At 70.0% G+C, this 26,591-nt stretch carries 20 protein-coding genes; 16 read left to right on the forward strand and 4 right to left on the reverse strand.

Annotated features, from left to right (window positions below):
• Positions 1 to 89: 89 nt before the first annotated feature.
• Positions 90 to 701, forward strand: a complete 612-nt coding sequence (locus Ssi02_RS33410) for a phosphatidylserine decarboxylase (protein WP_204031622.1) — start codon at positions 90 to 92, stop codon at positions 699 to 701.
• The gene (pssA, locus tag Ssi02_RS33415; protein ID WP_204031584.1) at positions 688 to 1,521 is read left to right on the forward strand and encodes a CDP-diacylglycerol--serine O-phosphatidyltransferase; all 834 of its coding nucleotides are present in this window, start codon (positions 688 to 690) and stop codon (positions 1,519 to 1,521) included. Before Ssi02_RS33410 ends, pssA begins: the two co-directional genes overlap by 14 nt.
• A 79-nt stretch (positions 1,522 to 1,600) precedes the next feature.
• Here the strand turns inward: pssA and bioB are convergent, their stop codons facing one another.
• Positions 1,601 to 2,662 (reverse strand): biotin synthase BioB, encoded by a 1,062-nt coding sequence (gene bioB, locus Ssi02_RS33420; RefSeq protein WP_204031585.1) that lies wholly within the window; start codon positions 2,660 to 2,662, stop codon positions 1,601 to 1,603.
• Positions 2,663 to 3,040: 378 nt separating this feature from the next.
• Entirely contained in the window at positions 3,041 to 3,697 is a 657-nt protein-coding gene (locus tag Ssi02_RS33425; RefSeq protein ID WP_204031586.1) for an MBL fold metallo-hydrolase, read from the reverse strand.
• Between the two features lie 319 nt (positions 3,698 to 4,016).
• Between Ssi02_RS33425 and uvrA the strand changes: the two genes are divergently transcribed.
• From uvrA to Ssi02_RS33485, 12 genes are all read left to right on the forward strand, one after another.
• Positions 4,017 to 6,857: an excinuclease ABC subunit UvrA gene (uvrA, locus tag Ssi02_RS33430; protein WP_204031587.1), complete on the forward strand. Its 2,841-nt coding sequence runs from the start codon at positions 4,017 to 4,019 to the stop codon at positions 6,855 to 6,857.
• Between the two features lie 143 nt (positions 6,858 to 7,000).
• Entirely contained in the window at positions 7,001 to 7,450 is a 450-nt protein-coding gene (locus Ssi02_RS33435; RefSeq protein WP_204031588.1) for a Rieske (2Fe-2S) protein, read from the forward strand.
• A gap of 206 nt (positions 7,451 to 7,656) precedes the next feature.
• The gene (locus Ssi02_RS33440) at positions 7,657 to 10,188 is read left to right on the forward strand and encodes an ATP-dependent Clp protease ATP-binding subunit (RefSeq protein ID WP_204031589.1); all 2,532 of its coding nucleotides are present in this window, start codon (positions 7,657 to 7,659) and stop codon (positions 10,186 to 10,188) included.
• Between the two features lie 58 nt (positions 10,189 to 10,246).
• Positions 10,247 to 12,184 (forward strand): excinuclease ABC subunit UvrC, encoded by a 1,938-nt coding sequence (gene uvrC / locus Ssi02_RS33445; protein WP_239130220.1) that lies wholly within the window; start codon positions 10,247 to 10,249, stop codon positions 12,182 to 12,184.
• Positions 12,181 to 13,068: an RNase adapter RapZ gene (gene rapZ / locus Ssi02_RS33450; protein ID WP_204031591.1), complete on the forward strand. Its 888-nt coding sequence runs from the start codon at positions 12,181 to 12,183 to the stop codon at positions 13,066 to 13,068. Before uvrC ends, rapZ begins: the two co-directional genes overlap by 4 nt.
• Positions 13,069 to 13,076: 8 nt before the next feature.
• A complete protein-coding gene (locus tag Ssi02_RS33455) occupies positions 13,077 to 14,027 on the forward strand; it encodes a gluconeogenesis factor YvcK family protein (RefSeq protein ID WP_204031592.1) in 951 nt (316 codons plus the stop codon).
• Positions 14,028 to 14,099: 72 nt separating this feature from the next.
• A complete protein-coding gene (gene whiA / locus Ssi02_RS33460) occupies positions 14,100 to 15,080 on the forward strand; it encodes a DNA-binding protein WhiA (RefSeq protein ID WP_204031593.1) in 981 nt (326 codons plus the stop codon).
• A gap of 429 nt (positions 15,081 to 15,509) precedes the next feature.
• Positions 15,510 to 16,514, forward strand: a complete 1,005-nt coding sequence (gene gap / locus Ssi02_RS33465) for a type I glyceraldehyde-3-phosphate dehydrogenase (protein ID WP_204031594.1) — start codon at positions 15,510 to 15,512, stop codon at positions 16,512 to 16,514.
• Positions 16,514 to 17,701 carry a phosphoglycerate kinase gene (locus tag Ssi02_RS33470; RefSeq protein ID WP_204031595.1) on the forward strand — a complete coding sequence of 396 codons (1,188 nt, stop codon included), beginning with the start codon at positions 16,514 to 16,516 and terminating at the stop codon, positions 17,699 to 17,701. The genes gap and Ssi02_RS33470 overlap by 1 nt, the downstream gene beginning before the upstream one ends.
• Before the next feature lie 7 nt (positions 17,702 to 17,708).
• Complete coding sequence (gene tpiA / locus Ssi02_RS33475; RefSeq protein ID WP_204031596.1) at positions 17,709 to 18,488, forward strand: triose-phosphate isomerase; 780 nt, start codon at positions 17,709 to 17,711, stop codon at positions 18,486 to 18,488.
• A 134-nt stretch (positions 18,489 to 18,622) separates the two neighbouring features.
• On the forward strand, positions 18,623 to 18,853 hold the full coding sequence (secG, locus tag Ssi02_RS33480) for a preprotein translocase subunit SecG (protein ID WP_204031597.1): 231 nt from the start codon (positions 18,623 to 18,625) through the stop codon (positions 18,851 to 18,853).
• A 68-nt stretch (positions 18,854 to 18,921) separates the two neighbouring features.
• Complete coding sequence (locus tag Ssi02_RS33485; RefSeq protein WP_093169967.1) at positions 18,922 to 19,266, forward strand: RNA polymerase-binding protein RbpA; 345 nt, start codon at positions 18,922 to 18,924, stop codon at positions 19,264 to 19,266.
• 342 nt (positions 19,267 to 19,608) lie between these two features.
• On the opposite strand, the gene Ssi02_RS33490 is transcribed toward Ssi02_RS33485, so the two are convergent.
• On the reverse strand, positions 19,609 to 21,222 hold the full coding sequence (locus Ssi02_RS33490) for an amidohydrolase (protein WP_204031598.1): 1,614 nt from the start codon (positions 21,220 to 21,222) through the stop codon (positions 19,609 to 19,611).
• A gap of 5 nt (positions 21,223 to 21,227) precedes the next feature.
• Positions 21,228 to 22,631: an NAD(P)/FAD-dependent oxidoreductase gene (locus tag Ssi02_RS33495; RefSeq protein WP_204031599.1), complete on the reverse strand. Its 1,404-nt coding sequence runs from the start codon at positions 22,629 to 22,631 to the stop codon at positions 21,228 to 21,230.
• A gap of 225 nt (positions 22,632 to 22,856) precedes the next feature.
• Here Ssi02_RS33495 and Ssi02_RS33500 point away from each other — a divergent pair, with 225 nt between their 5' ends.
• Both Ssi02_RS33500 and add read left to right on the forward strand, forming a co-directional pair.
• Positions 22,857 to 25,355 (forward strand): PEP/pyruvate-binding domain-containing protein, encoded by a 2,499-nt coding sequence (locus Ssi02_RS33500; protein WP_204031600.1) that lies wholly within the window; start codon positions 22,857 to 22,859, stop codon positions 25,353 to 25,355.
• A 121-nt stretch (positions 25,356 to 25,476) separates the two neighbouring features.
• Positions 25,477 to 26,496 (forward strand): adenosine deaminase, encoded by a 1,020-nt coding sequence (add, locus tag Ssi02_RS33505; protein ID WP_204031601.1) that lies wholly within the window; start codon positions 25,477 to 25,479, stop codon positions 26,494 to 26,496.
• The last annotated feature ends 95 nt before the right edge of the window (positions 26,497 to 26,591 follow it).

The raw sequence follows: 26,591 nt of genomic DNA on the forward strand, positions 1-26,591 counted from the left end.
CCAAGGCGGCAAAACGTATAGCAATAGCCCGTAGCCATCACCAAAGGTTGTCCGTGTCCCACGATTCAGCAAGCACCACCTCAGGCCGCATGGGCCTGGCCCGTGGCGTCTCCCCGTGGCTGTTCCCCACCGTCGCGGCGGCGGCGGTCACCTCGGCGCTCGTTCGTCGCGACCGGCGCTGGGCGTTCGCGGCGGCGCCGCTGACCGCCCTCACCGGGGCCATGCTCTGGTTCTTCCGCGATCCCGAGCGTGAGCCCGGACAGGGGCGTGTCCTGTCGCCGGCCGATGGCACGGTGCAGAGCATCGACCCCTGGCCGGACGGGCGCACTCGTGTGGCGATCTTCATGAGCCCGCTCAACGTGCATGTCAACCGGGCGCCCTTGGAGGGCACCGTCACCTCGGTGGAGCATGTCCCGGGCGGGTTCGTGCCCGCCTTCAACAAGGACAGTGACAAGAACGAGCGGGTCGTGTGGCGCTTCGACACGGCGATCGGCGACCTTGAAGTGGTGCAGATCGCGGGCGCTGTGGCCCGCAGGATCGTGCCTTACCTCGCTCCGGGCGCCAAGGTCGCCCGGGGCGAGCGCATTGGATTGATCCGCTTTGGCTCCCGGGTGGACATCTACCTGCCCGAGGGCATGATGCCCGCCGTCTCGGTCGGGCAGAAGACCGTGGCGGGGGTGACGCGACTTGACCGCGGCTGACGCGACGAGCTGGCCCGTCGACGAGGTGGAGGAAGAGCCTCGGGGGCCTGTTGGAAAGGCGTTCCGCCTGTCGGCGGCAGACTCCCTGTCGCTGGGCAACGCGCTGTGCGGGTTCCTGTCGGTCTGTGTGCTCGTCTGGTCGGCGATCGCCCAGCTCCAGGTGGAGCACCGGTTCGTTCCCGAGCCCCGTTACTTCGCCACCGCGGTCGTGCTGCTGCTGATCGGCGCGACCTGCGACCTGTTCGACGGCCTGGTGGCTCGCAGGTTCAGGGCGTCGGCCATGGGGGCCGAGCTCGACAACCTCGCCGACGTGATCAGCTTCGGCTTCGCGCCCGCGATCATGATCGTGTTCTGGGCGGGTTTCTCGGGCAGACTGCCGCTGTGGCTGGTGCTGATGGCCGCCGGATCGGTGCTGCTCGCGGGAGTCGTACGGCTTGCGCGCTTCGCCTGCGTCAAAACCAAGAGCGGCGATTTCATGGGCCTGCCCATTCCCATGGGCGCCATGACGATCGTCTCGATCGTGCTGCTGTTCCAGCCGTCCTACATCACGATCGTGGCCGTGTTCGCGGTGGCGTGGCTGATGGTGAGCCGGGTGGAATATCCCAAGCCGAAGGGGCAGCTCGCCGCCGTCGTGCTGGCGTGGATCATGATCAACGTGGCCTGCCTCACGGTGTGGGCGGCGTGGCCCGAGGGCGGCGACACCCTGATCAAGGTGGGGGCGAGCATGCAGATCGCCCTGGTCACCGCGATTCCGCTGCGGGTCCTGATGTTCAAGCGGGAGCAGCGCAAGGAGCGGAAGGACGGCATGCAGGTGCATTGACCTGCTTGTTGGTGATGTGGCTTCATGTGGCCCGGTCCGTGTGGACCGGGCCATTGCCGTTTCCGGCTGCTTTGAGTGGTCAGGCGTTGGCGACCTCGGTGGTGCCCGCGCCGCGCTTGCGCACCTTCACCAGGTCGTGGTGGGTGTCGGGCGCCTGCTCGGGGTCGGCCCCCTCGACGGTGAAGCCGGCGTCGCGGATCATCTGCAGGTCGTCCTGCCCGGCCTGACCCTCGCTGGTGAGATAGTCGCCGAGGAAGATCGAGTTGGCCAGGTGCAGCGCGAGGGACTGCATGCCGCGCAGGTGGATCTCGCGCCCCCCGCCGATGCGCAACTCCGCACCCGGGCAGACAAAGCGCACCATCGCCAGGATCCGCAGGCAGCGTTGCGGCGTCAGGTTCCACTCTCGCGCCAGAGGCGTGCCCTTGAACGGGATCAGGAAGTTGACCGGGATCGAGTCGGGGGCCAGCTCACGAAGTGCGAAGACCACGTCGACCAGGTCGTCGTCGCTCTCACCCATGCCCGCGATGAGCCCGGAGCAGGGGGACAGGCCCGCGTGCTTGACCCGCTCGACGGTGTCCACCCGGTCGTCATAGGTGTGGGTGCTGCAGATCGAGGCGTATGTCGCGTCGGAGGTGTTGAGGTTGTGGTTGTAGGCGTCCGCCCCGGCCTGGCACAGCCGGTCGGCCTGCCCGTCGGACAGCAGACCGAGGCAGGCGCACACTTCGACGTCGGGGTGGCTCTTTTTGATCTCCGAGATCGTGGTGGACACCCGGTCCACGTCGCGGTCCGTCGGCCCCCGTCCACTGGCCACCAGGCACACTCGGCTCGCCCCGGCCGCGATGCCCACCCCCGCCGTGGAGGTCGCCTCCTCGGGCTTCAACCAGGTGTATTTCAAAACCTCGGCCTTGGAACCAAGCCGCTGCGAACAGTAGCTGCAGTCCTCCGGGCACAGCCCGCTCTTGAGGTTGACCAGGAAGTTGAGCTTGACCCGCCGGCCGAAGAAGTGCCTCCGCACGCGGAACCCGGCGGCGATCATGTCGAGCAGGTCATCCTCAGGTGTGGCAAGCACGGCAAGGGCCTCCTCGCGGGTCAGCGGTTCCCCGCCCACCGCTTTGTCGGCCAGTGCGTCGTACAGGTCCATTGCATGCCTCTCGTTGGCGCGGGACGTCCGGTGATTTCGCATCGTAACCGAGGGCACGAGGATTGAACCTTGATCCTCGCGCCGATGATCGAGGGGCGAATTTGATGGTTGTCCACACTTGCGCACAGCCGAGATCCCTGACTCCACTTGAGAAGCGGCGATGACGGAGAACCGCTCATGTTCCCGGCAAGCCACACCTCCCACGCCGGTACGGCGAAGCCGGGAACATGACCACCCACCCGACTACGGTCCGTAGCCGCCGCTTCGGTCGTGGATAGGGACGGGACCGGCCCGGTTCTCGTGAAAGGGCGGTCCGAGGGGTGCCAGGTCTTGTGCAGGGGCCGTTCGAGGTGGTCGTCCGGCCCCTACAGGAGACGGTTACCAGCCGCGGGCGCGCCATTCGGGGAGGTGGGGGCGCTCGGCGCCGAGGGTGGTGTCCTTGCCGTGGCCGGGGTAGACCCACGTGTTGTCGGGGAGGCGGTCGAAGACGCGTTCCGAGACGTCGTTGAAGAGGCTGGTGAAGCGTGCGGGGTCCTTCTCGGTGTTGCCGACGCCGCCGGGGAACAGGGAGTCGCCGGTGAACAGGTGGAAACCCTCGTCGCCGGCGTCGTAAAGCAGGGCGATCGAGCCGGGGGTGTGGCCGCGCAGGTGGATCACCTCAAGGGTGGCCTGGCCCACGCGCACCCGGCCGCCGTGCTCCACCAGGAGGTCGGTGCCCACGGGGATCTCGGGGGCGTCGAGGGAGTGGGCGATCACGGCGGCGCCGGTCTCGGTCGCGACCTCGGAGAGGGCGCCCCAGTGGTCGTGGTGGCGGTGGGTGGTGACGACCGCGCCGATCGAGTCGTCACCGATCAGTTCGAGGAGCCGGTCGGCCTCGGCGGCGGCGTCGATCAGCAGGCCGTCGTCCGTGGCCCGGCAGCGCAGCAGGTAGGCGTTGTTGTCGAAGGGGCCCACGGCGAGCTTGGAGATGGTGAGTCCGGCAAGCTCGCGGACGTCGGCGGGGCCACCCACCGTCACGTCGCCGGTGTAGGTCACGGAACACTCCTCAGAGGGCGAGATCAGGGTCGGATCGATTTCCCGTATCACCCTAGGGCCACAGCCGCCACGGGTGCGGCCGACCGGCCGGGCATTGCGGGATGAACTTCATCCTGGCCGTTGGGCCTGATCAAAGGCCGCCTGTGCGGTGCCGTACACCGCATAGACTCGTGCGGCGGGCGACCTTTGGTCCGGTGGACGTAGTCTGAGGGGGACATCGGGGATCCCGGGACGGGCCCCCGAAAATTGTCAGTCCCCCTCACTAGTCTGCCGGTGCAGCATCTTTGACCATCTGACCTCTTGGGATATCGGGACCGCCGTGGCTGACCGCCTCATCGTGCGTGGTGCGCGCGAACACAACCTCAAAGACGTCTCGCTCGACCTGCCGCGCGACGCCCTGATCGTCTTCACCGGGCTGTCGGGGTCGGGCAAGTCGAGCCTGGCCTTCGACACGATCTTCGCGGAGGGACAGCGGCGCTATGTCGAGTCGCTGTCGGCCTATGCCCGGCAGTTCCTCGGGCAGATGGACAAGCCCGATGTCGACTTCATCGAGGGTCTGTCGCCGGCCGTCTCGATCGATCAGAAGGCGACCAGCCGCAACCCCCGCTCGACGGTGGGCACGATCACCGAGGTCTACGACTATCTGCGGCTGCTCTGGGCCCGCATCGGCAAGCCGCACTGTCCCGAGTGCGCGCGGCCGATCGCGCGGCAGACGCCGCAGCAGATCGTCGACCGGGTGATGGAGCTCGACGAGGGCACGAGGTTCCAGGTGCTGGCGCCGGTGGTGCGGGGCCGCAAGGGGGAATACGCGGAGCTGTTCCGCGAGCTCCAGACCAAGGGGTTCGCGCGGGCCAGGGTCGACGGGGCGGTCGTGCGGCTGGAGGAGCCGCCGACGCTCAAGAAATACGAGAAGCACGACATCGAGGTGATCGTCGACCGCCTCTCGGTCAAGGACGGCGCCCGCCGGCGGCTGACCGACTCGGTGGAGACGGCGCTTCGGCTCTCCGGCGGCACGATCACGCTGGAGTTCGTCGACCTGCCCGAGGACGACCCGGGGCGCGAGAGGTTCTACTCCGAGCACCTCTACTGCCCTTATGACGACCTGTCGTTCGAGGAGCTTGAGCCGCGGTCGTTCTCCTTCAACTCGCCGTTCGGCGCCTGCCCCGACTGCACCGGCCTCGGCACGCGCATGGAGGTCGACCCCGACCTGCTCGTGCCCGACCCCGAGCGCACGCTGGGCGACGGCGCCATCTCCCCGTGGGCCAACGGCCACACGAGCGACTATTTCCTGCGGCTCGTCGAGGCGCTCGGCCTCGCGCTCGGGTTCACGCTCGACACTCCGTGGGAGAAGCTCACGAAGAAGGCGCAGAAGGCCCTGCTGCACGGCCACAACGAGCAGGTCCACGTGCGCTACAGCAACAGGTTCGGCCGGCAGCGGGCCTATTACACCAACTTCGACGGTGTGATCCCGTGGGTGCGGCGCCGGCACGCCGAGTCCGAGAGCGACGCGATGCGCGAGCGCTTCGAGGGGTTCATGCGGGAGATTCCCTGTGCCTCCTGCAAGGGCGCGCGGCTCAAGCCGGTCTCGCTGGCCGTGACGGTCGCCGACCGGTCGATCGCCGCGGTCTCCGCCATGTCCATCGGCGAGTGCGCGGAGTTCCTGGGCGCTCTGGCGCTCTCCGACCGCGACATGCAGATCGCCGAGCGCGTGGTCAAGGAGATCAACGCGCGGCTCGGGTTCCTGCTCGACGTGGGACTCGACTACCTCACGATGGACCGCGCGGCGGGCACCCTCGCCGGTGGCGAGGCGCAGCGCATCCGCCTTGCGACGCAGATCGGCTCCGGCCTGGTCGGGGTGCTCTACGTGCTCGACGAGCCGTCCATCGGGTTGCACCAGCGCGACAACCACCGCCTGCTTGAGACCTTGATCCGCCTGCGCGACATGGGCAACACGCTGATCGTGGTCGAGCACGACGAGGACACGATCGCCGCGGCCGACTGGGTGGTCGACATCGGGCCGGGCGCGGGCGAGCACGGCGGCCAGGTGGTCGTGTCGGGGACGGTGTCGGAGCTGCTGGAAAGCGAGGACTCCCTCACGGGGGCTTACCTCTCGGGTCGCAAATCCATCGAGATCCCCCCGCTCAGACGGCCGCGCGACAAGAAGCGCCAGCTCGTGGTCAAGGGCGCACGTGAGCACAACCTGAAGGGCGTGGACGTCGAGTTCCCGCTCAGTGTGTTCACCGCAGTCACGGGGGTGTCGGGGTCGGGCAAGTCGACGCTGGTCAACGACATCCTCTACACCGCGCTCGCCAAGGAGCTGCACGGCGCGCGGGCGGTGCCGGGCCGCCATTCCCGCATCAACGGCATGGACCACGTCGACAAGGTCGTCCACGTCGACCAGTCGCCGATCGGCCGCACCCCGAGGTCCAACCCGGCGACCTATACCGGCGTGTTCGACAACGTGCGCAAGCTTTTCGCGCAGACGACCGAGGCCAAGGTCAGGGGCTATCTGCCCGGGCGGTTCAGCTTCAACGTCAAGGGCGGCCGCTGCGAGGCGTGCGCGGGCGACGGCACCATCAAGATCGAGATGAACTTCCTGCCCGACGTCTACGTCCCGTGTGAGGTGTGCCACGGCGCCCGCTACAACCGCGAGACGCTGGAGGTGCACTACAAGGGCAAGACGATCTCCGAGGTCCTCGACATGCCGATCGAGGAGGCCCTCGGCTTCTTCGAGGCCATCCCGGCGATCCGCCGCCACCTGCAGACGCTCAACGACGTCGGCCTCGGCTACGTCCGGCTGGGTCAGCCCGCCACGACGTTGTCGGGCGGCGAGGCGCAGCGGGTCAAGCTCGCCTCGGAGCTTCAGCGCCGCTCCACCGGGCGCACGGTCTATGTGCTCGACGAGCCGACGACAGGTCTGCACTTCGAGGACATCAGGCGGCTGCTCGGCGTGCTCGGGCGGCTGGTCGACGGCGGCAACACCGTGATCGTCATCGAGCACAACCTCGATGTGATCAAGACGGCCGACTGGATTGTCGACATGGGCCCGGAGGGCGGCTCGCGCGGCGGCACCGTTCTCGCGACCGGCACTCCGGAGGAGGTCGCGCTGGTGGAGGCGAGCCACACAGGGCGCTTCCTGCGCAAGATCCTCGGAAGCTAGAGTCATGCAGCGGACCCATAGAGGGGCAAACCCCCTCTATGGGTCCTTTTCTTCACACCGGCCACACTTTTTCTGCGGCATGCTGAACGCGCGTGCGGTCCGTGCACGTACCCCGAGATATGACGAACCTAGAAAGTGGGCCCATGACTGAGACGACACGCCGCGCGGTGATGACGGGCGCCGGGGGCGCCGGGATCACGCTGCTCCTCACCGCCTGTGGGGGCGGCTCGCAGGAGACGACGGCCCAGGCGTCCCCGCCGCCGGCGCAGGGAGCCGAGGCGGGCGCGGGAGCGGGTGCCGGCGCGGGCCGGGCGGCCCTGGCCAAGACCGCCGACATCCCCGAGGGCGGAGGCAAGATCTTCGCGGGGGAGAAGGTCGTGGTCACACAGCCGACGCCGGGTGAGTTCAAGGCGTTCAGCGCCTCCTGCACCCATCAGGGCTGCACGGTGGCCAGCGTCGCCGACACGATCAACTGCCCCTGCCACGGCGCGAAGTTCAACATCGCCGACGGTTCGGTGGTGAACGGCCCGGCGAAGAAGCCGCTCCCGGTCCGGGAGATCAAGGTCGACGGCGAGTCGATCCTCCTCGTCTGAGATCTGAAGTATTGCCTCCGATCTAGAGGTGATGCCTCCGATCTAGAGGTGATGCCTCCGATCTAGAGGCCGGCCGAACGCACCCCAGAGAGGAGTGGGCCCACTCTGGGGTGTTTGTGGTTTTTGGCCACCTTTGGGGGTTTTTCGCGGACGAAGTGCGGCAAAGTCGTCATTGAGGGCTGTGAACGGCCGGCCGGGGGGTTGCCTTGACGACGTCGCCATTCGGGTCGTACTTCGGGGACGACCCGTTCCGCGGATTCGAGACGCTGACCGGGCGCCTGTTCGGCGGCGGGGACTCCTGGCCGCCGTCCCGCCCGAGCGTGCAGCGGGTCGACATCGGCCGGCTCCTGACCGGCCCCGCCCGTGAGCTGCTCGTCGGCGCGATCGGCCACGCCGCCGCGCGCGGCGCCGCCGATCTCGACGAACTCGACCTCCTCCACGCCGTGGCGGGCGCCGAGTCGACTGGGCCCCTGCTCACCCAGGCCGGCGCCGACCCCGCCGAGATCCGCGCCCGCATCGACGCAGCCCGCCCCGCGACCGGAGCCGCGGGCGAGCCCCCGGCCACCCTCACCCCGTCGGCCAAACGCGTCTTCCTGGACGCCCAGCGCCTGTCGCGCGCCCTGGGCGCCACCTACATCGGCCCCGAACACCTCCTGATCGCCCTCGCCGCCAACCCCGGCTCGGCGGCGGCGCGCCTGCTGACCACCTCCGGCGTCTCCGCCAACGAACTCCAGGAGGCCGTGATCGCCGCGGAGCCGATCGCTCACCGCCGCCCGCCGGGCGGGGCCGAGTCGCTGACCCCCGCCCTCGACCGCTACAGCCGCGACCTCACCGAGGAGGCCCGCGAAGGCAGGCTCGACCCGGTGGTCGGGCGCGAGGACGAGATCGAGCAGTCCATCGAGGTCCTGTCCCGGCGGCGCAAGAACAACCCGGTCCTGATCGGCGAACCCGGCGTGGGCAAGACCGCGATCGTCGAGGGCATCGCCCAGCGCATCGTCAACGGCGCGGTGCCCGACACCCTGAAGAACAAGAGGGTCGTCGCGCTCGACCTGTCCGGCCTGATCGCCGGATCGAGATATCGCGGGGAGTTCGAGGAACGCATGAAGGCCGTGATCGACGAGATCGCCGCCCACGGCGACGAGCTGGTGGTCTTCGTCGACGAACTGCACACCGTGGTGGGCGTCGGCGCCGCCGAGGGCGGCATAGACGCCGGCGACATGCTCAAACCCGCCCTGGCCCGCGGCGACCTGCACGTGGTCGGCGCGACCACCGTCGACGAATATCGCAAGCACGTGGAGCGGGACGCCGTGCTGGAGCGCCGCCTCCAGCCGATCCTCGTGCCTGAGCCCGGTGTCGGGGACACGATCGCGATCCTGGCGGGCCTGCGTGACCGCTACGAGGCCCACCACCAGGTACGCCTCACCGACGACGCGCTGTCGGCCGCCGCGAACCTGTCCGACCGCTACGTCGCCGACCGGTGGCTTCCCGACAAGGCCATCGATCTGGTCGACCAGGCGTCCGCCCGGGTGCGGCTGCGTGTGCTCACGCCCGCCGCGGACGCCAGGGAGCTGGAGGAGCGCCTCGCCGAGCTGCACCGCGAGAAGGACCAGGCGGTGCGCGGCGAGGAATACGACCGGGCCCAGGAGCTGCGCGTGGAGATCGACCGCCTGCGCCCCGAACTGGAGGCCGCAAGGCGCGGCCGCGACGACGTGCCCCTGGTGACCGCGACGGACATCGCCGAGGTCGTGTCCCGCCGCACCGGCATCCCCGCGAGCCGGCTCACCGAGGAGGAACGCGAGCGGCTGGTGAGGCTGGAGGAGCATCTGCACCGCCGGGTCGTCGGCCAGGAGGAGGCGGTCGGCGCCGTGGCGGAAGCCGTGCGCCGGGCGCGGACCGGGCTCGCCGACCCCGGCCGCCCCATCGGGGGCTTCATGTTCCTCGGACCGGCCGGCGTCGGCAAGACCGAGCTGGCGCGGTCGCTGGCCGAGGCCCTGTTCGGCGGCGAGGACCACATCGTGCGCGTCGACATGGCGGAATTCCAGGAGAGACGCACGGTCGGCAGGCTGATCGGCGCTCCGCCGGGCCGTGCGGGACGCGAGGAGGCCGGCCGGCTCACCGAGGCCGTACGGCGGCGCCCGCACACCGTCGTCCTCCTCGAGCGGATCGAGAAGGCCCACCCCGATGTCATGAACATCCTGCTGCAGGTGCTCGAGGAGGGGCGCCTGACCGACGGGCAGGGCCGCACCGTCGACTTCACCAACACTCTCGTGATCATGAGCGGCAACCTCGGCGCCTCGCTGATCCTCGACTACGAGGGCGACACGGCCGACCTGCGCGAGGACCTCATGCACCTGCTGGAGGACAGGCTCAAGCCGGAGTTCGTCAACCACGTCGACGAGATCGTCGTCTTCCGCCGCCTTGAACGGCGGCAGGTCAGGGAGATCACCAACCTGCTCCTCGAACACACCCGGCGGCGGCTGCGCGCCCAGGGCGTCGAGCTGGAGGTGACAGAGAACGCCGTCGACTGGCTGGCGCAGAGAGGCTACAAACCGGAATATGGGGCAAGACCGCTTCGCCGTACCATCCAGCGCGAACTCGACAACCGCCTCTCCAACCTCGTGATCACCGGGGAGGTCCGGGAAGGCGACCTCGTGCAGGCCGACGTGACGTTGACCGGCGACCTCGAACTCCAGGTGCGGCACCGCGCGGCGCCGCCGGAGACGGCCGACCCCGCCTGATCGGCGTCCGGCGGGCGAGGCCCGCGAAGCGTCGGTGGGGGCCGATAGGCTCTGGGGTGTGGCGAGATCGACGGGCACTCCGCTCAGTTTCCGGCCCCGACCGGGCGCGATTCCCGAGTCCCCCGGGGTCTACCGGTTCACAGACCCCCACGGCCGGGTGATCTACGTCGGCAAGGCCAAGAGCCTGCGCCAGCGCCTGAGCTCCTATTTCAACGACTTCGCCGGGCTGCACCCCCGCACGCAGACCATGCTCACGACCGCCGCCTCGGTCGACTGGACCGTCGTCACCACTGAGGTGGAGGCGCTCCAGCTCGAATACTCCTGGATCAAGGAGTTCGACCCCCGCTTCAACGTCAAATATCGCGACGACAAGTCCTATCCCTATCTCGCGGTCACGATGGGCGAGACGTTCCCCCGGGTGCAGGTGCTGCGCGGCGCCAAGCGCAAGGGCACCCGCTATTTCGGGCCTTACTCGCACGCCTGGGCGATCCGCGAGACCGTCGACCTGCTGCTGCGCGTCTTCCCCGTGCGCACCTGCTCGGCCGGGGTCTTCAAGCGGGCCGGCCAGATCGGGCGCCCCTGCCTGCTCGGCTACATCGACAAGTGCTCGGCCCCCTGCGTCGGCCGGGTCACCGAGGCCGAGCACCGCGCCCTCGCCGAGGACTTCTGCGACTTCATGGCGGGCAACACCGGCCGGTTCATCAAGCGCCTTGAGCGCGAGATGGGCGAGGCCGCCGCCGTCGAGGAATACGAGCGGGCCGCGCGGCTCCGCGACGACGTGCACGCGCTGCGCCGCGCCCTGGAAAAGCAGGCCGTCGTCCTCGGCGAGGGCACCGACGCCGACGTGGTCGCCATGGTCGAGGACCAGCTTGAGGCCGCCGTCCAGGTGTTCTACGTCCGCGGCGGGCGCATCCGGGGCCAGCGCGGCTGGGTGGTAGACAAGGTCGAGGAGGTCACCACCGGCGAGCTGGTCGAGCACTTCCTCCTGCAGATGTACGGCGAGGCCGCGCCGGAGGCCATCCCCCGCGAGGTGCTGGTGCCCGCGATCCCGCCCGACACCGACGCCGTCGCCGAGCTGCTGTCGGAGCAGCGGGGCGCCAGGGTCGAGGTCAGGGTGCCGAGGCGCGGCGACAAGCGGGCGCTGATGGAGACCGTCGAGCGCAACGCCAAGGAGGCCATGGCGCGCCACAAGCTGCGCCGGGCGGGCGACCTCACCGCGCGAAGCCGGGCTTTGCAGGAGATCGCCGACGCGCTGGAGCTCGACCAGGCGCCGCTGCGCATCGAGTGCTACGACGTGTCCCACCTGCAGGGGGAGGACGTCGTGGCGTCCATGGTCGTGTTCGAGGACGGCCTGGAGCGCAAGAGCGAATATCGCCGGTTCTCCATCAGGGGCATGTCCGGGCGGGGCGACGTCGCCTCCATCCACGAGGTGATCTCGCGGCGGTTCAAGCGCTATCTGGAGGAGCGCAGCGCGACCGGCGAGCTGGCACCCGAGCCCGGCGCCGAGGCGGGCCTCGACCCTGAGACCGGCAAGCCGCGGAAGTTCGCCTATCCCCCCAACCTCGTCGTGGTGGACGGCGGCCCGGCCCAGGCCGCGGCGGCCCAGCGCGCCCTCGACGAGCTCGGCGTCGACGACGTCGCGGTCTGCGGCCTGGCCAAGCGCCTGGAGGAGGTCTGGCCCGCCGGCCAGGACCACCCGGTGATCCTGCCCAGAGCGGGCGAGGGACTCTATCTGCTTCAGCGCGTCAGAGACGAGGCCCATCGCTTCGCGATCGCCTACCATCGGGGCAAGCGCGAAAAAGCTGTCAAGCAAAGCGCGCTCGACGGCGTCCAGGGACTCGGCCCTGCGCGTAGACAGGCACTGCTTAAGCATTTCGGGTCGGTCAAGCGGCTTCGCGAGGCCTCCGCGGCCGAGATCTGCGAGATCCCCGGCATCGGGCCCGCCACGGCCGAGTTGATCGTGACGGCGTTGAAGGGAGAGGGGGAGACCCCATGAGCACGACAAGCGCGGATGACGACAGGCAGCCGGCCTTCGTCATCGTCACCGGCATGTCCGGAGCGGGCCGGAGCACCGCGGCCAAGGCGCTGGAGGATCTCGGCTGGTTCGTGATCGACAACCTGCCGCCGGGGCTGCTGTTCGCCATGGCCGAGGAGGCGGGCCGGGTCAAACTGGCCGCCGACAAGGTGGCCGCGGTGGTCGACGTGCGCAGCCTGGCATTCACCACCGACCTCAACGCAGCCATCGGGGAGCTCGACATGCGCGGCGTCGCCGTGCGTGTGGCGTTCCTGGAGGCGAGCGACGAGGAGCTCGTGCGCCGGTTCGAGAACGTCCGCCGCCCCCACCCCCTCCAGGGCGACGGCCGCCTAGTGGACGGCATCGCCAGGGAGCGCGGCATCCTGCGCGAGGTGCGGGCCAACGCCGACCTGGTGATCGACACCTCCGGCCTCAACGTGCACGAGCTGCGGGGCAAGATCGTCGCGTTCTTCGGCGGTGAGGACCGTCCGGGGCTGCGGGTCAACGTGGTGTCCTTCGGCTACAAATACGGCCTGCCCGTCGATGCCGATCTGGTGGTCGACTGCAGGTTCCTGCCCAATCCTCACTGGGTGCCCGACCTGCGCCCGATGAACGGCCTGTCCGCCCCCGTGCGCGACTATGTCCTCGGCCAGCCCGGGGCCAAGGAGTTCCTTGACGCCTATGAGGAGGTCCTCGGCGTCGTCGCCGGCGGCTATGCCCGCGAGGGCAAAAGCTACGTCACGCTCGCCGTCGGCTGCACCGGCGGCAAGCACCGCAGCGTCGCCATGTCCGAGCAGATCGGTGCCCGATTGCGCGATCGGGGAATGGAAGTGCAGGTGAGCCATCGCGATGTGGGCCGCGAGTGAGCGCCGACGTGCCTGAGGAAGCCGACGAGCCCGGCCCGAGAGTCGTCGCCTTCGGCGGCGGGCACGGGCTCTACGCCTCCCTGTCGGCCCTGCGCAGGGTCACCTCCGAGCTCACCGCGGTCGTCACGGTCGCCGACGACGGCGGCTCCAGCGGCCGTCTGCGGGGCGACTACGGTGTCGTCCCGCCCGGCGACCTCCGCATGGCGCTGGCCGCGCTGTGCGGCGACGACACGTGGGGCCGCACCTGGAGCCAGGTCGTCCAGCACCGCTTCCGCGGCGAGGGCGACCTGTCCGGGCACGCCGTGGGCAACCTGCTCATCGTGGCCCTCTGGGAGCTGCTCGGCGACACCGTGGCCGGGCTCGACTGGGTGGGCCGCCTGCTCGGCGCCCACGGGCGTGTGCTGCCCATGGCGTCGGTGCCGCTCGACCTCGTCGCCGAGGTCGAGCTCGACGGCGAGGTGAGCACCGTGCGCGGCCAGGTGGCCTGCGCGCTCACGCCCGGCCGGGTCCAGGCCATCTCCCTGGTGCCGCCCGACCCTCCCGCCTGCCCCGAGGCCGTGCGGGCTGTCCTCGACGCCGACTGGATCGTTCTAGGGCCGGGCTCGTGGTTCACGAGCGTGCTGCCCCACCTCAAGGTCCCCGAGCTGGCCGACGCCATGCACCGCACCTCGGCGCGGCGCGTCGTCGCGCTCAATCTGGCCCCCCAGCCGGGTGAGACCGACGGGTTCTCGCCGCAAAAGCATTTGGAGGTCCTCCGTGCCCACGCGCCGTCCTTCGCGGTGGATGTCGTGCTTGCCGACACCGGCGTCGACGGCCAGCGCGAAGAGCTGGAGAAAGCCGTCGTCGCCATGGGCGCACGGCTCGTCACGGCCTCCGTCGCGACCTCGGACGGCTCCCCGAGGCATGACCCACGACGTCTTGCCTCCGTCCTTTCCGAGATTTTCCATGAGAAGCGTTGAAGCTGGTCGGAGGCGCTCCAGGGTGCGAGAGACTTGCGAGAGCCGGGTCTTTATGGGGGAGGACTAACGCACATGGCGATGACGGGTGTGGTGAAGGACGAGCTGAGCCGACTGCCGGTCCTGAAGCCTTGCTGCCGCAAGGCGGAGGTGTCGACGCTGCTGCGCTTCGCGAGCGGGCTGCATCTGGTGGGCGGGCGCATCGTGATCGAGGCGGAGCTCGACACCAACGCCACAGCGCGGCGCCTGATCAGAGACGTGGGCGAGGTGTTCGGGCACAAGGCCGAGGTGCTTGTGCTCGCACCCGCCGGATTGCGCAAGGGCTCGCGATATGTGGTGAGGGTCTACCGCGACGGTGAGGCACTGGCCCGCCAGACCGGCCTGATCGACAACCACGGCCGGCCGGTGCGCGGCCTGCCGCGACAGGTGGTCTCGGGGGCCACCTGCGACGCGGAGGCGGCCTGGCGCGGCGCGTTTCTGGCCCACGGCTCGCTCACCGAGCCAGGCCGCTCCATGTCTCTTGAGGTGACCTGTCCCGGACCGGAGGCGGCTCTCGCCCTCGTGGGCTCCGCCCGCCGGCTCAAGATCCACGCCAAGGCCCGCGAGGTCAGAGGCGTCGACCGGGTCGTGGTCCGAGACGGTGACGCCATCAGCGCCCTGCTCACCCGCCTCGGCGCGCACGACAGCGTGCTCGCGTGGGAGGAGCGCCGCATGCGGCGCGAGGTGCGCGCCACGGCCAACCGCCTCGCCAACTTCGACGACGCCAACCTGCGCCGCTCCGCCAGAGCCGCGGTCGCGGCGGGCGCGCGGGTGCAGCGGGCCCTGGAGATCCTCGGCGACGACGCCCCCGAGCACCTCGTGGTCGCGGGCCGCCTGCGCGTCGAGCACAAGCAGGCGTCCCTGGAGGAGCTCGGCCAGATCGCCGACCCCCCGCTCACCAAGGACGCGATCGCCGGCCGCATCCGCCGGCTGCTCGCGATGGCCGACAAGCGGGCGGTGGAGATCGGTGTGCCCAACACCGAGGCCAACCTCACCGTCGACATGCTGGCACCCTGAGCCACCCGGCCCACCGGGCTCGTGCCGTACGGCGGGAGCCCGGCCGGCCTTCCGCGCGCCGCGCGTGGGCGCGCTCCCAAAGTGGTCGGGTGCGTTTGACCTGCGGTTCGCCACCGGGTTGTCTGGAGTGGGGCACTTCCATGTGCGCCGATCCGGCCCGTGTTCCGGTCGGTTCCGGTGGTGTGCGCGCCCCCATGCGGGGCGCCGCCGCCGGGCCAGGCCAGGTGGGGCGAAGGGGCGGCCGGAGGCACGGTTACGGTGGTGGTGCCGACGTGGTGAATCTGGCCTGAGATGCCGATGGAACGGCGGATTTCGAGCTTGGGGCACCGCGTGGTCTAAACCAATTTGGGTCCGATAAGGTTCATTGTTGAGGTTAAACCCGCCACGTCGCCGGGCTGGTTCCGGCACATTCGACGAGGAGATCTATCCGTGAGCATCCGCGTAGGCGTGAACGGATTCGGCCGCATCGGCCGCAACTTCTGGCGTGCGGTCGCCGCCAGCGGCAAGGACATCGAGATCGTTGCGGTCAACGACCTGACCGACAACGCCACGCTCGCCCACCTGCTGAAGTACGACAGCATCCTCGGCCGCCTCCCCTATGAGGTCAAGGCCACGGTGGACGAGATCATCGTGGACGGCAAGGCCATCAAGACCTTCGCCGAGCGCGACCCCGCCAAGCTGCCCTGGGGCGACCTCGGCGTGGACGTGGTCATCGAGTCCACCGGTCTGTTCACCGACGCCGCCAAGGCCCGCGTGCACGCCGACAACGGCGCCAAGAAGGTCATCATCTCGGCTCCGGCCAAGAACGAGGACCTCACGATCGTCATGGGCGTGAACCACGAGCTCTATGACCCGGCGGCGCACACGATCATTTCGAACGCCTCCTGCACCACCAACTGCCTGGCCCCGATGGCGAAGGTGATCCACGACACCTTCGGCATCCAGAAGGGCCTGATGACCACGGTCCACGCTTACACGCAGGACCAGAACCTCCAGGACGCCCCGCACAAGGACCTGCGCCGCGCCCGGGCCGCCGCGCTCAACATCGTGCCGACCTCCACCGGCGCCGCCAAGGCCATCGGCCTGGTCCTGCCCGAGCTGAAGGGCAAGCTGGACGGCTTCGCGCTGCGTGTGCCGATCCCCACGGGCTCGGCCACCGACCTCACCGTCGAGGTCGGCCGCGACACCACCGTCGAAGAGGTCAACGCCGCCCTCAAGTCGGCCGCCAACGGCCCGCTCAAGGGCATCCTGACCTACACCGAGGACGACATCGTCTCCGCCGACATCGTCACCGACCCGGCCTCCTGCATCTTCGACGCCGGGCTCACCAAGGTGATCGGCAACCAGGTGAAGGTCATCGGCTGGTACGACAACGAGTGGGGCTACTCCAACCGCCTCGTGGACCTCACCGTCATGGTGGGTTCCCAGCTCTGATGCGGACCATCGACTCGTTCGACGTGAAGGGTCGGCGCGTGCTCGTCCGCGCCGACCTCAACGTCCCCCTCGACGGGGGGACGATCACCGACGACGGCCGCATCCGGGCGTCGCTGCCGACGATCCAGAACCTCGTCGAGCGCGGCGCCCGTGTGGTGGTCTGCGCCCACCTCGGCCGTCCCAAGGGCAAGCCGGTGCCGGAGTTCTCGCTCCGCCCGGTCGCCGGGCGCCTGTCCGAGCTCCTCGGGCAGCCGGTCGCCTTCGCCGAGGACGTCGTCGGCAAGTCGGCGCAGGAGACCGTCGAGGGCCTCGGCGACGGCCAGGTGGCCCTGCTGGAGAACCTCCGCTACGAGGCCGGTGAGGACTCCAAGGACGACGCCGTGCGAGGTGAGTTCGCCGGGCGGCTCGCCGCCCTGGCCGAGCTCTACGTCGGCGACGGCTTCGGCGCCGTGCACCGCAGGCACGCCAGTGTCTACGACGTGCCGAAGATCCTGCCGAGCGCGGCCGGCGGCCTGGTGCTCGCCGAGGTCGAGGTGCTCAAGCGCCTCACCGACCAGCCCGAGCGCCCCTACGCGGTGGTGCTCGGCGGGGCGAAGGTCTCCGACAAGCTCGGCGTGATCGCCAACCTGCTCGGCAAGGTCGACCGGCTGCTGGTCGGCGGCGGCATGGCCTACACCTTCCTCGCCGCCCAGGGGCACGAGGTGGGCGGCTCGCTGCTCCAGGCCGACCAGCTCGACACGGTGCGCGGCTTCCTTGAGGAGGCCGACAAGCGCGGCGTGGAGCTGCTGCTGCCCGTCGACGTGCTCGCCGCCGAGGGGTTCGCTTCGGACGCCGCCTTCGAGGCGGTGGACGCCACGTCGATCCCGGCCGACCGGCAGGGGCTCGACATCGGCCCCCGCACGCGGGAGCTGTTCGCCGCCAAGCTCGCCGACGCGCGCACGGTGTTCTGGAACGGCCCGATGGGCGTCTTCGAATTCGAGGCATTCTCCGGGGGAACCCGGGCGGTCGCCGAGGCGTTGATCGAGAGCGAGGCCTACACGGTGGTCGGAGGCGGCGACTCTGCCGCAGCCGTCCGCGGGCTCGGTCTCCCCGAAGACGGCTTCTCCCACATTTCCACCGGTGGCGGGGCCAGCTTGGAATACCTTGAGGGCAAGACCCTGCCCGGACTCGCAGCTTTGGAGGCCTGAGCACACCATGAGCCGCAAGCCGCTCATCGCCGGCAACTGGAAGATGAACCTCAACCACCTTGAGGCCATCGCGACCGTCCAGAAGCTGGCCTTCGCCCTCAACGACAAGGACTTCGACCGGGCCGAGGTCGCGGTGCTCCCGCCGTACACCGACCTGCGCAGCGTGCAGACGCTCGTCGACGGCGACAAGCTCCGCATCGTCTACGGCGCGCAGGACCTCTCGCAGCACGACGGCGGCGCCTACACCGGGGAGATCTCCGGTGCGATGCTCGCCAAGCTGGGCTGCACTTTCGTGACCATCGGCCACTCCGAGCGGCGGCAATATCACGGCGAGGACGACCCGGTCGTCAACGCCAAGGTGCTCGCCGCCTATCGCCACTCGCTCACGCCGATCCTGTGCGTGGGAGAGGGCCTGCCCGTGCGTCAGGCGGGCGGGCAGGTGGCCTACAGCGTCTCCCAGCTCGACGGCGCGCTCAACAAGGTGACCGCCGAGCAGGCGTCATCCATTGTGCTCGCTTATGAGCCGGTGTGGGCGATCGGCACCGGCGAGGTGGCGACGCCGGACGACGCCCAGGAGGTGTGCGGGGCACTGCGGGCGCGACTCGCCGAGCTGTATGACGGTGAAGTGGCGGCCGCTGTCCGTATCCTTTACGGTGGCTCGGTTAAGTCTGACAACATCTCCGGCATCATGGCTCAACCGGATGTCGATGGCGCCCTCGTCGGCGGCGCCAGCCTCGACCCGGGAGAGTTCGCTAAGATCTGCCGTTTCAGCGAAAAGTCGGGCTGACCGAGTAAATTTGGAGGGTGCGGCTTGACAACAGGCCGTACCCTCTTAGAGCAGGTTTGAATCGTCTCGCCGACGACGTCGTGCAGGTGTCGCTCCCGGACGCGGGTCAGCGCAATCGAGGAATCAGGTCTACGGTGATTATCGGAATCTCCATCGCCCTCATACTGTCGAGCCTCCTGATGGTGCTGCTCGTGCTCCTCCACAAGGGCAAGGGCGGCGGCCTGTCGGACATGTTCGGCGGCGGATTCACGTCGTCGTTCGGCGGGTCCTCAGTGGTCGAGCGCAACCTCGACCGGCTCACCGTGATCACGGGCGTGGTCTGGTTCGTCTGCATCATCGCACTGGGCCTGCTGCTGAAGCCCTGACGGGCGTCGAGGCGTGACAGTGATTCTCCCCCCGTGTCGAGCGGGGCGATCGAGCGAGGAGTTAATCCGTGGGTAGTGGCAACGCGATCCGTGGCAGCCGTGTGGGTGCCGGCCCGATGGGCGAGGCCGAGCGTGGCGAGGCAGCTCCGAGGGTCCGAGTCCCGTTCTGGTGCGCCAACCTGCACGAGACCCACCCCAGTTTCGCCAGCGACGCCGCCATCCCCGAGCTGTGGGACTGCCCCCGTTGCGGCCTCCCAGCCGGCCAGGACCAGCACAACCCGCCCGCGCCTCCGCGCAACGAGCCTTACAAGACGCACCTCGCCTATGTGAAGGAGCGTCGCAGCGACAAGGACGGCCAGGCCATCCTCGCCGAGGCCCTGGAGCGCCTCCGCGCCAACCGCTCTCCCTGGTAGCCCCGGCCAACCCGGCCGGTCCCACCACCGAGGCCCCCTCCGTCTCCCCGCACTTCAGGGGAGCCGCCCCGGGGGCCTTTGGCATGCTCGCAGGTGCCAGTCAGCCCGGGATTTTTTACGGCAGAAGCCCAGTCGGCCGACGTGGGCCCCTCGGGGGCCCACGTCAACCGGCATCCTGGCCGGACGCGGCACTTTCGGCGGCGGCACCCGGCCCACCCCGGGATGCCGCCATCAAAGCGAACCGCCCTCAAATCGAGCCGGTTCGAACCCGCCTGGAGCGCGGCGAAGCCGCCGTAGGGCATAGCGGGCCTCTGCCGTACCGGGCGGCTCCTCAGGGGTGGATCAGGCCGAGTAAACGCACTCCCCGTCCACGAAGGTCGTGGTGACCTTGGTGGACCAGATCTCCCCCGGGGGCAGGGTGAACGGGTTGCGGTCGAGGACGGCCAGGTCGGCCGGGGCGCCGATCCTGATGCGGCCCGCGGGGGAGTCGTTGATCCAGGCCGAGCCCGCCGTGTAGGCCGTCATCACGGTGGCCAGGTCGAGGCGCTGGCCGGGGAGGAACGGGGTTTGGGCGGTGGGGTAGCCGGCGTGGTGGGAGCCGGGGGGTTCGGTGCGGTTGACGGCGACGTGCATGCCCTGGAGGGGGTCGGCGTTGGAGACGGGCCAGTCGCTGCCGGCGCAGAGGCGGGTGCCGAGGGCGACGAGGTCGGCGAAGGGGTATTGCCAGCCGGAGCGTTCCTCGCCGAGGTAGGGGAGGGTCAGCTCGTCCATCTGGGCGTGGTGGGTGGCCCAGAGGGGCTGGAGGTTGGCGGTCACCCCGAGGGCGGCGAAGCGGGGGAGATCGGAGGGTTCGATGATCTGCAGGTGGGCGATATGGTGGCGGTTGGCGGGGTTTGTGCCCTCGAAGCTGTCGAGGGCCTCGCGCACCGCGCGCTCGCCGATGGCGTGGAAATGCACCTGGAAGCCGTGGCTGTCGAGTTCGGCGACGTAGCCCTTCAACGCCTGCGGGTCGATGTAGGACAGGCCGGTGCCGCCGCAGCGGCAGTAGGGCTCGATCACGGCGGCGGTGAAGTTCTCCGCGATGCCGTCCTGCATGATCTTGACCGAGGTGGCGCTGAAGCGCTCCAGGCCCTTGGCGGACTCGCGGCGGGCCAGCAGGTCGTCGATCTGCTCGGAGCCCCGGGTGCGGTCCCACCACAGGGCACCCACCACGCGGGCCCGCAGGCGCCCGCTCGCGGCCGCGGACAGGTAGGTGGGTAGTTGGTCGTCGGAGCCCGCGTAAGAGCCCACGATGGCGTCCTGCCAGCCTGTGATGCCCTTGGAGAACAGATAGCCCTGGGCGTCCATCAGCGCGGCGTCGAGATCGGCGGCGGTGGGGCGCGGGGTGAGGAGGCCGACGAGGTCCATCGCGCCTTCGTGGAGCACTCCGCCGGGGGTGCCGTCGGGGTCGCGTTCGATGCGGCCGTCGGGCGGGTCGGGGGTGGCGGCGGTGATGCCGGCGAGTTCGAGGGCGCGGGTGTTCACCCAGGCGGCGTGGTGGTCGCGCTGGATGAGGTAGGCGGGCCGGTCGAGGAAGTCGAGCTGGCTGCGGTGGGGGAGCCCGCCGGGGAAGGCGGTCATGTCCCACCCTCCGCCGTCGATCCACTCCTTGGCGGGGTTCGCCGCCGCATAGGCGGAGATCTTGTCGAGATACTCCGGCAGGCCGTACACCTCGGCCAGGTCGCATTTGGCGCGTTCCAAGCCGGCCTGCACGGGATGCATGTGCGAGTCGGTGACGCCGGGGATGAGAAGGCCGCCCCGCAGGTCGACGACCTCGTAGCCGGGCACCGCGCGAAGGGCGACGTCGGCGGCCGAGCCGACGGCGGTGATGACACCGTCGCGCACCAGCACGGCCTCGGCCTCGGGACCACCGGTCGCCGTGAACACGGCACCCCCGGTGAACAGAATGTCGGTCATGCAGCTTACCTACCAGTGATCGTGTCGGCGATTCGAGCCAGGGCCGAGGTACGGCGGAGGCCGGCGTTCTCGCGGGCGTCCGCCATGCGATAAAGCCGGTACATCGTATGCACCCCGAGGTAGCGCAGCGGCTCCGGCTCCCACCCGCGCACCCTGCGCCCCACCCAGGGCAGCGCGGTGAGTTCGGTGTCCTCGCCCAGGATGAGGTCCCGTAGCGTGCGCCCGGCGAGGTTGGCCGTCGTCACCCCGTGCCCGGTGTAGCCGCCGGCCCACCCGATGCCCGACGCGTGGTCCACGTGCACCGTCGAGCACCAGTCGCGCGGCACACCCAGCACGCCCGACCAGGCGTGGTCGACGCGGTGGTCGGCGACGGCGGGGAACATCCCGGTTAGCAGCTCCCATAACGCGCTGATCGTCCAATTGTGTGTCTGGCCGCGGTCGTCCACGCGTGAGCCGTACAGGTAGGGTTTGCCGCGCCCGCCGAAGGCGATGCGGTCGTCGGCGGTGCGCTGGGCGTACATGTAGTAGTGCGCGAGGTCGCCCAGCAGCTCGTCGCCGTTCCAGCCGATCGCCTCCCACACCGAGGAGGGCAGCGGCTCGGTGACGATCATCGAGCTGTTCATCGGCAACCACGCCCGGTGATATTGCTTGAGGTCGGCGGTGAAGCCCTCGGTCGCCCTGATCACATAGCGTGCCGTCACCGTGCCGCGCGGTGTGACCGCCTTGCGCGCGGCGAGTTCGGTGACCGGGGTGCGCTCACAGACCTTCACCCCGAGGCCGCGCACGGCCCGCAGCAGCCCGCGCACGAGCTTGGCCGGCTGGATGCGTGCGCAGTGGGGGCTCCAGACCGCGTTGACCGCGCCGGCCACCCTGATGCGCGACTCGCGTTCGGCGGCGGTGAGCAGGCGCAGGTCGTCCTTGGTCCAGCCCCAGGCGCGGTCGTGGGCGAGCAGGGCGCGCAGCCGGGCGTCCTGCGCGGCGTTGGTGGCGACCTGCATCACGCCGCCCTTGACGATGTCGGCGTCGATGCCCTCGGCGCCGGCGACCGCGACGACCTCGTCGATGCTGTCGAACATGGCCCGCTGCAGGGTGCGCGCCGCGAGCGGTCCGTGGGTCCTGGCGAACCGTTCGGGAGTGCCGGCGAGGTCGCCGGTGAGCCAGCCGCCGTTGCGCCCCGACGCGCCATACCCGGCGAACTCCCGCTCCAGCACGACGACACGCAGATCGGGACGGGCCTTGGCGAGGTAGTACGCGGTCCACAGGCCGGTGTAGCCGGCTCCGACGATCGCGACGTCGGCCTCCGTGTCGCCGTCGAGGGGGGCGCCGGGGCGGGGTATGCCCTCAGCGCGGTACCAGAAGGAGACGTCGCCGTTGACGAAGGTGTCGGACAGTGGAACACGCACGCTCATGGGCCTACATCCTGCTATATCCGTCCGATGGAGCGTACCCCGCCACGGAATTCGCAGAGCCTCCGCCACCCGATTGCCCACCTCCGTCAAGGCGCTTTACTCTATTCATCAGCTTTACGAGTCAGTGAATTTTGACCTTCGAGAGACCGCCTGGCGCCTCCGGTCCCAGAGTCCGACGGCCCCCAAGCCCGACGGCCCCCGAGGGCCATAGTCGGAAGGTGTGCGATGGGCCCTTATGTGCTGGATCTCGACGACCCCCGCGCCGACCTCGCCGCCGCAGGGGGCAAAGGCGCCTCCCTGGCACGCCTGGCCGCCGCCGGCCTGCCGGTCCCCGGCGGCTTCCACGTGACGACAGCCGCATATCGGGCGTTCGTCGCCAAGAACGCCATCTCCACCGACGGCGGTGAAGAGGAGATCGCCGCCCGGTTCGCCGCGGGTGAGATGCCCGCCGAGGTGGCCGAGGCGGTCATCGAGGCTTATGCCGTACGCGGGCGGCCCGTCGTCGCGGTGCGCTCCTCCGCCACCGCCGAGGACCTCCCCGGCATGTCCTTCGCCGGCCAGCAGGACAGCTTCCTCAACGTCGGCGGGGACGACGCGCTGCTCGCCGCCGTGCGCCGCTGCTGGGCCTCCCTGTGGAACGCCCGCGCCGTCGACTATCGGGGCCGGTACGGCATAAGCCCCGGCGACGTGGCCCTCGCCGTCGTCGTGCAGGAGCTGGTCGACGCCGACGCGGCCGGAGTGCTCTTCACCGCCGACCCCGTGACCGGATCGCGGGACCACGTCGTGATCAATGCGGCCTGGGGCCTCGGCGAGGCCCTCGTCGGCGGCCATGTCACCCCCGACACCTACACCGTCGGCGACGCGGTCACCGCAACGATCGCCGACAAGCGGGTCATGACCGTCCGCGACGCCGGCGGCACCCGCGAGGCGCCCGTCCCCGCCGATCTCCGCACCCGGGCCGTGCTCACCGCGGCGGAGGCGGCGGAGCTCGCCGCACTCGGCAGGCGCATCGAGAAGTTGTACGGCATGGCCATGGACGTGGAGTGGACCCGGGCCGGCGGACGGTTCGCCGTCGTCCAGGCCAGGCCCGTCACCGGCCCCGCCGACGAGGGGGAGTGGAACGAGAGCCTGCACGGCACCTACCTGTGGACCAGCACCAACCTGGGGGAGGCGCTGCCGGAGGTCATGACGCCGTGCACGTGGTCTCTGGTCCAGATGTTCATGAACACGGTCATGTCCATGCCGAGCTTCGCAGGGCACCGGTTGTACGGCATCATCGGCGGACGTTTCTATATGAACATCAGCGTCACCGCCTCGATCACCAGAACCCTTGGCATGGGGGCCGGACGCCTGCAGAGCACCATCGAGCAGGTGCTCGGCAAGATTCCCCCCGGAGTCGAGCTGCCGTATATCGAGATGTCCCGATGGCAGCTGATCCGCGAGGTCGCCCCCAATGCCGTACGGCTCGCCCGCCGCCTGCGCGCCAACGCCAAGAGGATGCCCGCATATCTCGCCGAAGCGCCCCGCCGGTGCGAGGAGCTGCGCGGACGCGTCGCCGCCACCACCACACCCGCCGGACTGGCCGCCCTCTGGCAAGGTGAGATCGCCGGCTACTTCCGGCTGAGCTGCCACATGCTGGAGGCGGGCTCGCGCCGGGACGGCGACGCCCTCGGCGCCGCCCACCGGGAGATGACGCGCCTCGCAGGCGAGGCCGACGCCGTCCTCCTCCTGAGCGGCAACCGCGGCGACGGCGGCACCCTGGCCAGCCTCGGGCCGGTCGTCGGCCTCGCCAAGGTGGCCAAGGGGGAGCTGAGCCGCGAGGAATACGCGCGTGCCTACGGACACCGGTCCGACAACGAGTTCGAGGTGTCGCGTCCCCGCCCGGCCGAGGACCCCGCGTGGATCGACCGGCAACTCGCCGGGCTCGCCGAGGTCGCCGGAGCCGACGAACTCCTCGCCGAGCGCCGGCGGGCCAGGGCCGCCGCCTGGCGGCGCCTCGAACGCGACCATCCGCGTCAGGTCGGCCGCCTGCGCCGCCAGGCCGCCCGGTGGAGCCGCGCCGCGCACGGGCGGGAGGCGACCAGGTCCGAGGTGATCCGTACCTTCTGGGTGTTGCGGGACTTCGTCGTCCGCGCGGGGGTGCTGACCGGGCTGAGCACCGGCGAGCGGCCGGGGGACGTCTACTTCCTGACCGTGGACGAGATCCTCGCCCGGCTCGGCGGCGGGACCGACGCGGCGGACCGTGCGCGTATCGCCGCCCGCCGCGCCGTCTACGAGCGCTATCGGGCGCTGCCCGCCTACCCCGTGGTCGTCAAGGGCCGCTTCGACCCGTTCCGGTGGGCCGCCGATCCCGAGCGCCGGGTGGACGTCTACCACGAAGATGTGCGACTGCCCTCCACAGGCGAGGTGGCGGGCTTCCCCGGGGCGGCGGGAGTCGTGACGGGCACGGTCCGGGTCGTCGCCTCCGTCGAGGACGGCGAGAGCCTGCGGCCCGGCGAGATCCTCGTCACGACCGTCACCAACATCGGGTGGACACCGCTGTTCCCCCGCGCCGCGGCGGTCGTCACCGACGTCGGCGCGCCCCTGTCGCACGCCGCGATCGTCGCCCGTGAGCTGGGCATTCCCGCCGTGGTGGGGTGCGGGAACGCGACCACCCGGCTGCGGACGGGGGACCGGGTGCGGGTGGACGGGGCGCGGGGAGTGGTGGAGATCCTGCCGGAGTAAGCCCGCGGAGTACGGCACAGCTCACGCGGGCTGTGCCGTACATTTCGTAACTTGACGTACTTATGTGAGTTTCGCTGCTTCCCCATACCGATCCACCGATAAATCGTCCTATCGTCCCCTCATGACGTCCATCGATTCCTTCGCAGCCGCACTTCCCAAGGTCGAACTTCACGTTCACCTGGTCGGTTCCGCCTCCCCTGGGACCGTACTCGCCCTCGCCAATCGCCACCCCGACAGCCGGGTGCCGAAGAACGAGGAGGAACTCCGCGAGTTCTACGTTTTCCGCGACTTCCCGCACTTCGCCGAGGTCTACGAGGCCGTCAACAACCTCGTGCGCGACCCCGAGGATGTGGCCCTCCTGGTCGAGGGCGCCGCCGCCGACCTGGCCGTGCAGAACGTGCGATACGTGGAACTGACCGTCACGCCGTATTCCCACCAGCGCATGGGCATGCCGGTCGAGGAGATCACCCGGGCGCTCGACATCGCCGCCGCCAACGCCCAGCGCGACCACGGTGTGCGTGTCGGCTACATCTTCGACATCCCCGCCGAATGGGGTGGGGCCGCCGCCAGGGGCACCCTCGACCACGCTCTCCAGGCCCCGCCCGCCAACCTCGTCGGCTTCGGCCTGGCCGGCATCGAACAGGACCGTCCCGCGATGCGGGACGAGATCCGCGACGCCTTCCGCGCCGCCCGCGCCGCCGGTCTGCGCAGCCTGCCCCACGGCGGTGAGATGAGCGGGCCCGAGACCATCTGGGAGGTCGTCAACCACCTCGGCGCCGAGCGCATCGGCCACGGCATCCGCTGCCTCGACGACCCCGACCTTGTCGCGCACTTGAGGGAGACCCAGATCCCCCTGGAGGTCTGCCCCACCTCCAACGTGTGCACCCAGCAGGTCCCCCACCTGGCCGCCCACCCGCTGCCCCGCCTCCTGGAGGAGGGGCTCTACGTCACCCTCAACAGCGACGACCCCCCGATGTTCGGCACCACCCTCACCCGCGAGTATCAGGTCGTCGCCGATGCCTTCGGCCTCGGCCGCACCGAACTCGCCGCCCTGGCCCGCAACGCGGTCAACGCCGCCTCGCTCGACGCCACGAGCAAGGCCGCGATCCTGGCCGAGATCGACGAGGTAGCCCGCACGTAGTGCGGGGCGGCCACCGCCGGCCCGGAAGCCTGCGGCCCCATGCGGGGCGGTCGCCGTCGGTCCGGAAAAGCCTGCGGCCCCACCGGAAGTCACCC

The organism is Sinosporangium siamense (assembly GCF_016863435.1).
Lineage (GTDB): Bacteria > Actinomycetota > Actinomycetes > Streptosporangiales > Streptosporangiaceae > Sinosporangium > Sinosporangium siamense.

Bases quoted from the DNA above. Each gene is read 5' to 3' on its own strand.
- Ssi02_RS33495 (WP_204031599.1), bottom strand. From the start codon at position 22,631: ATGAGCGTGCGTGTTCCACTGTCCGACACCTTCGTCAACGGCGACGTC.
- whiA (WP_204031593.1), top strand. From the start codon at position 14,100: ATGGCGATGACGGGTGTGGTGAAGGACGAGCTGAGCCGACTGCCGGTC.
- add (WP_204031601.1), top strand. From the start codon at position 25,477: ATGACGTCCATCGATTCCTTCGCAGCCGCACTTCCCAAGGTCGAACTT.
- Ssi02_RS33435 (WP_204031588.1), top strand. From the start codon at position 7,001: ATGACTGAGACGACACGCCGCGCGGTGATGACGGGCGCCGGGGGCGCC.
- rapZ (WP_204031591.1), top strand. From the start codon at position 12,181: ATGAGCACGACAAGCGCGGATGACGACAGGCAGCCGGCCTTCGTCATC.
- bioB (WP_204031585.1), bottom strand. From the start codon at position 2,662: ATGGACCTGTACGACGCACTGGCCGACAAAGCGGTGGGCGGGGAACCG.
- Ssi02_RS33410 (WP_204031622.1), top strand. From the start codon at position 90: ATGGGCCTGGCCCGTGGCGTCTCCCCGTGGCTGTTCCCCACCGTCGCG.
- tpiA (WP_204031596.1), top strand. From the start codon at position 17,709: ATGAGCCGCAAGCCGCTCATCGCCGGCAACTGGAAGATGAACCTCAAC.
- Ssi02_RS33470 (WP_204031595.1), top strand. From the start codon at position 16,514: ATGCGGACCATCGACTCGTTCGACGTGAAGGGTCGGCGCGTGCTCGTC.
- Ssi02_RS33500 (WP_204031600.1), top strand. From the start codon at position 22,857: ATGGGCCCTTATGTGCTGGATCTCGACGACCCCCGCGCCGACCTCGCC.
- Ssi02_RS33490 (WP_204031598.1), bottom strand. From the start codon at position 21,222: ATGACCGACATTCTGTTCACCGGGGGTGCCGTGTTCACGGCGACCGGT.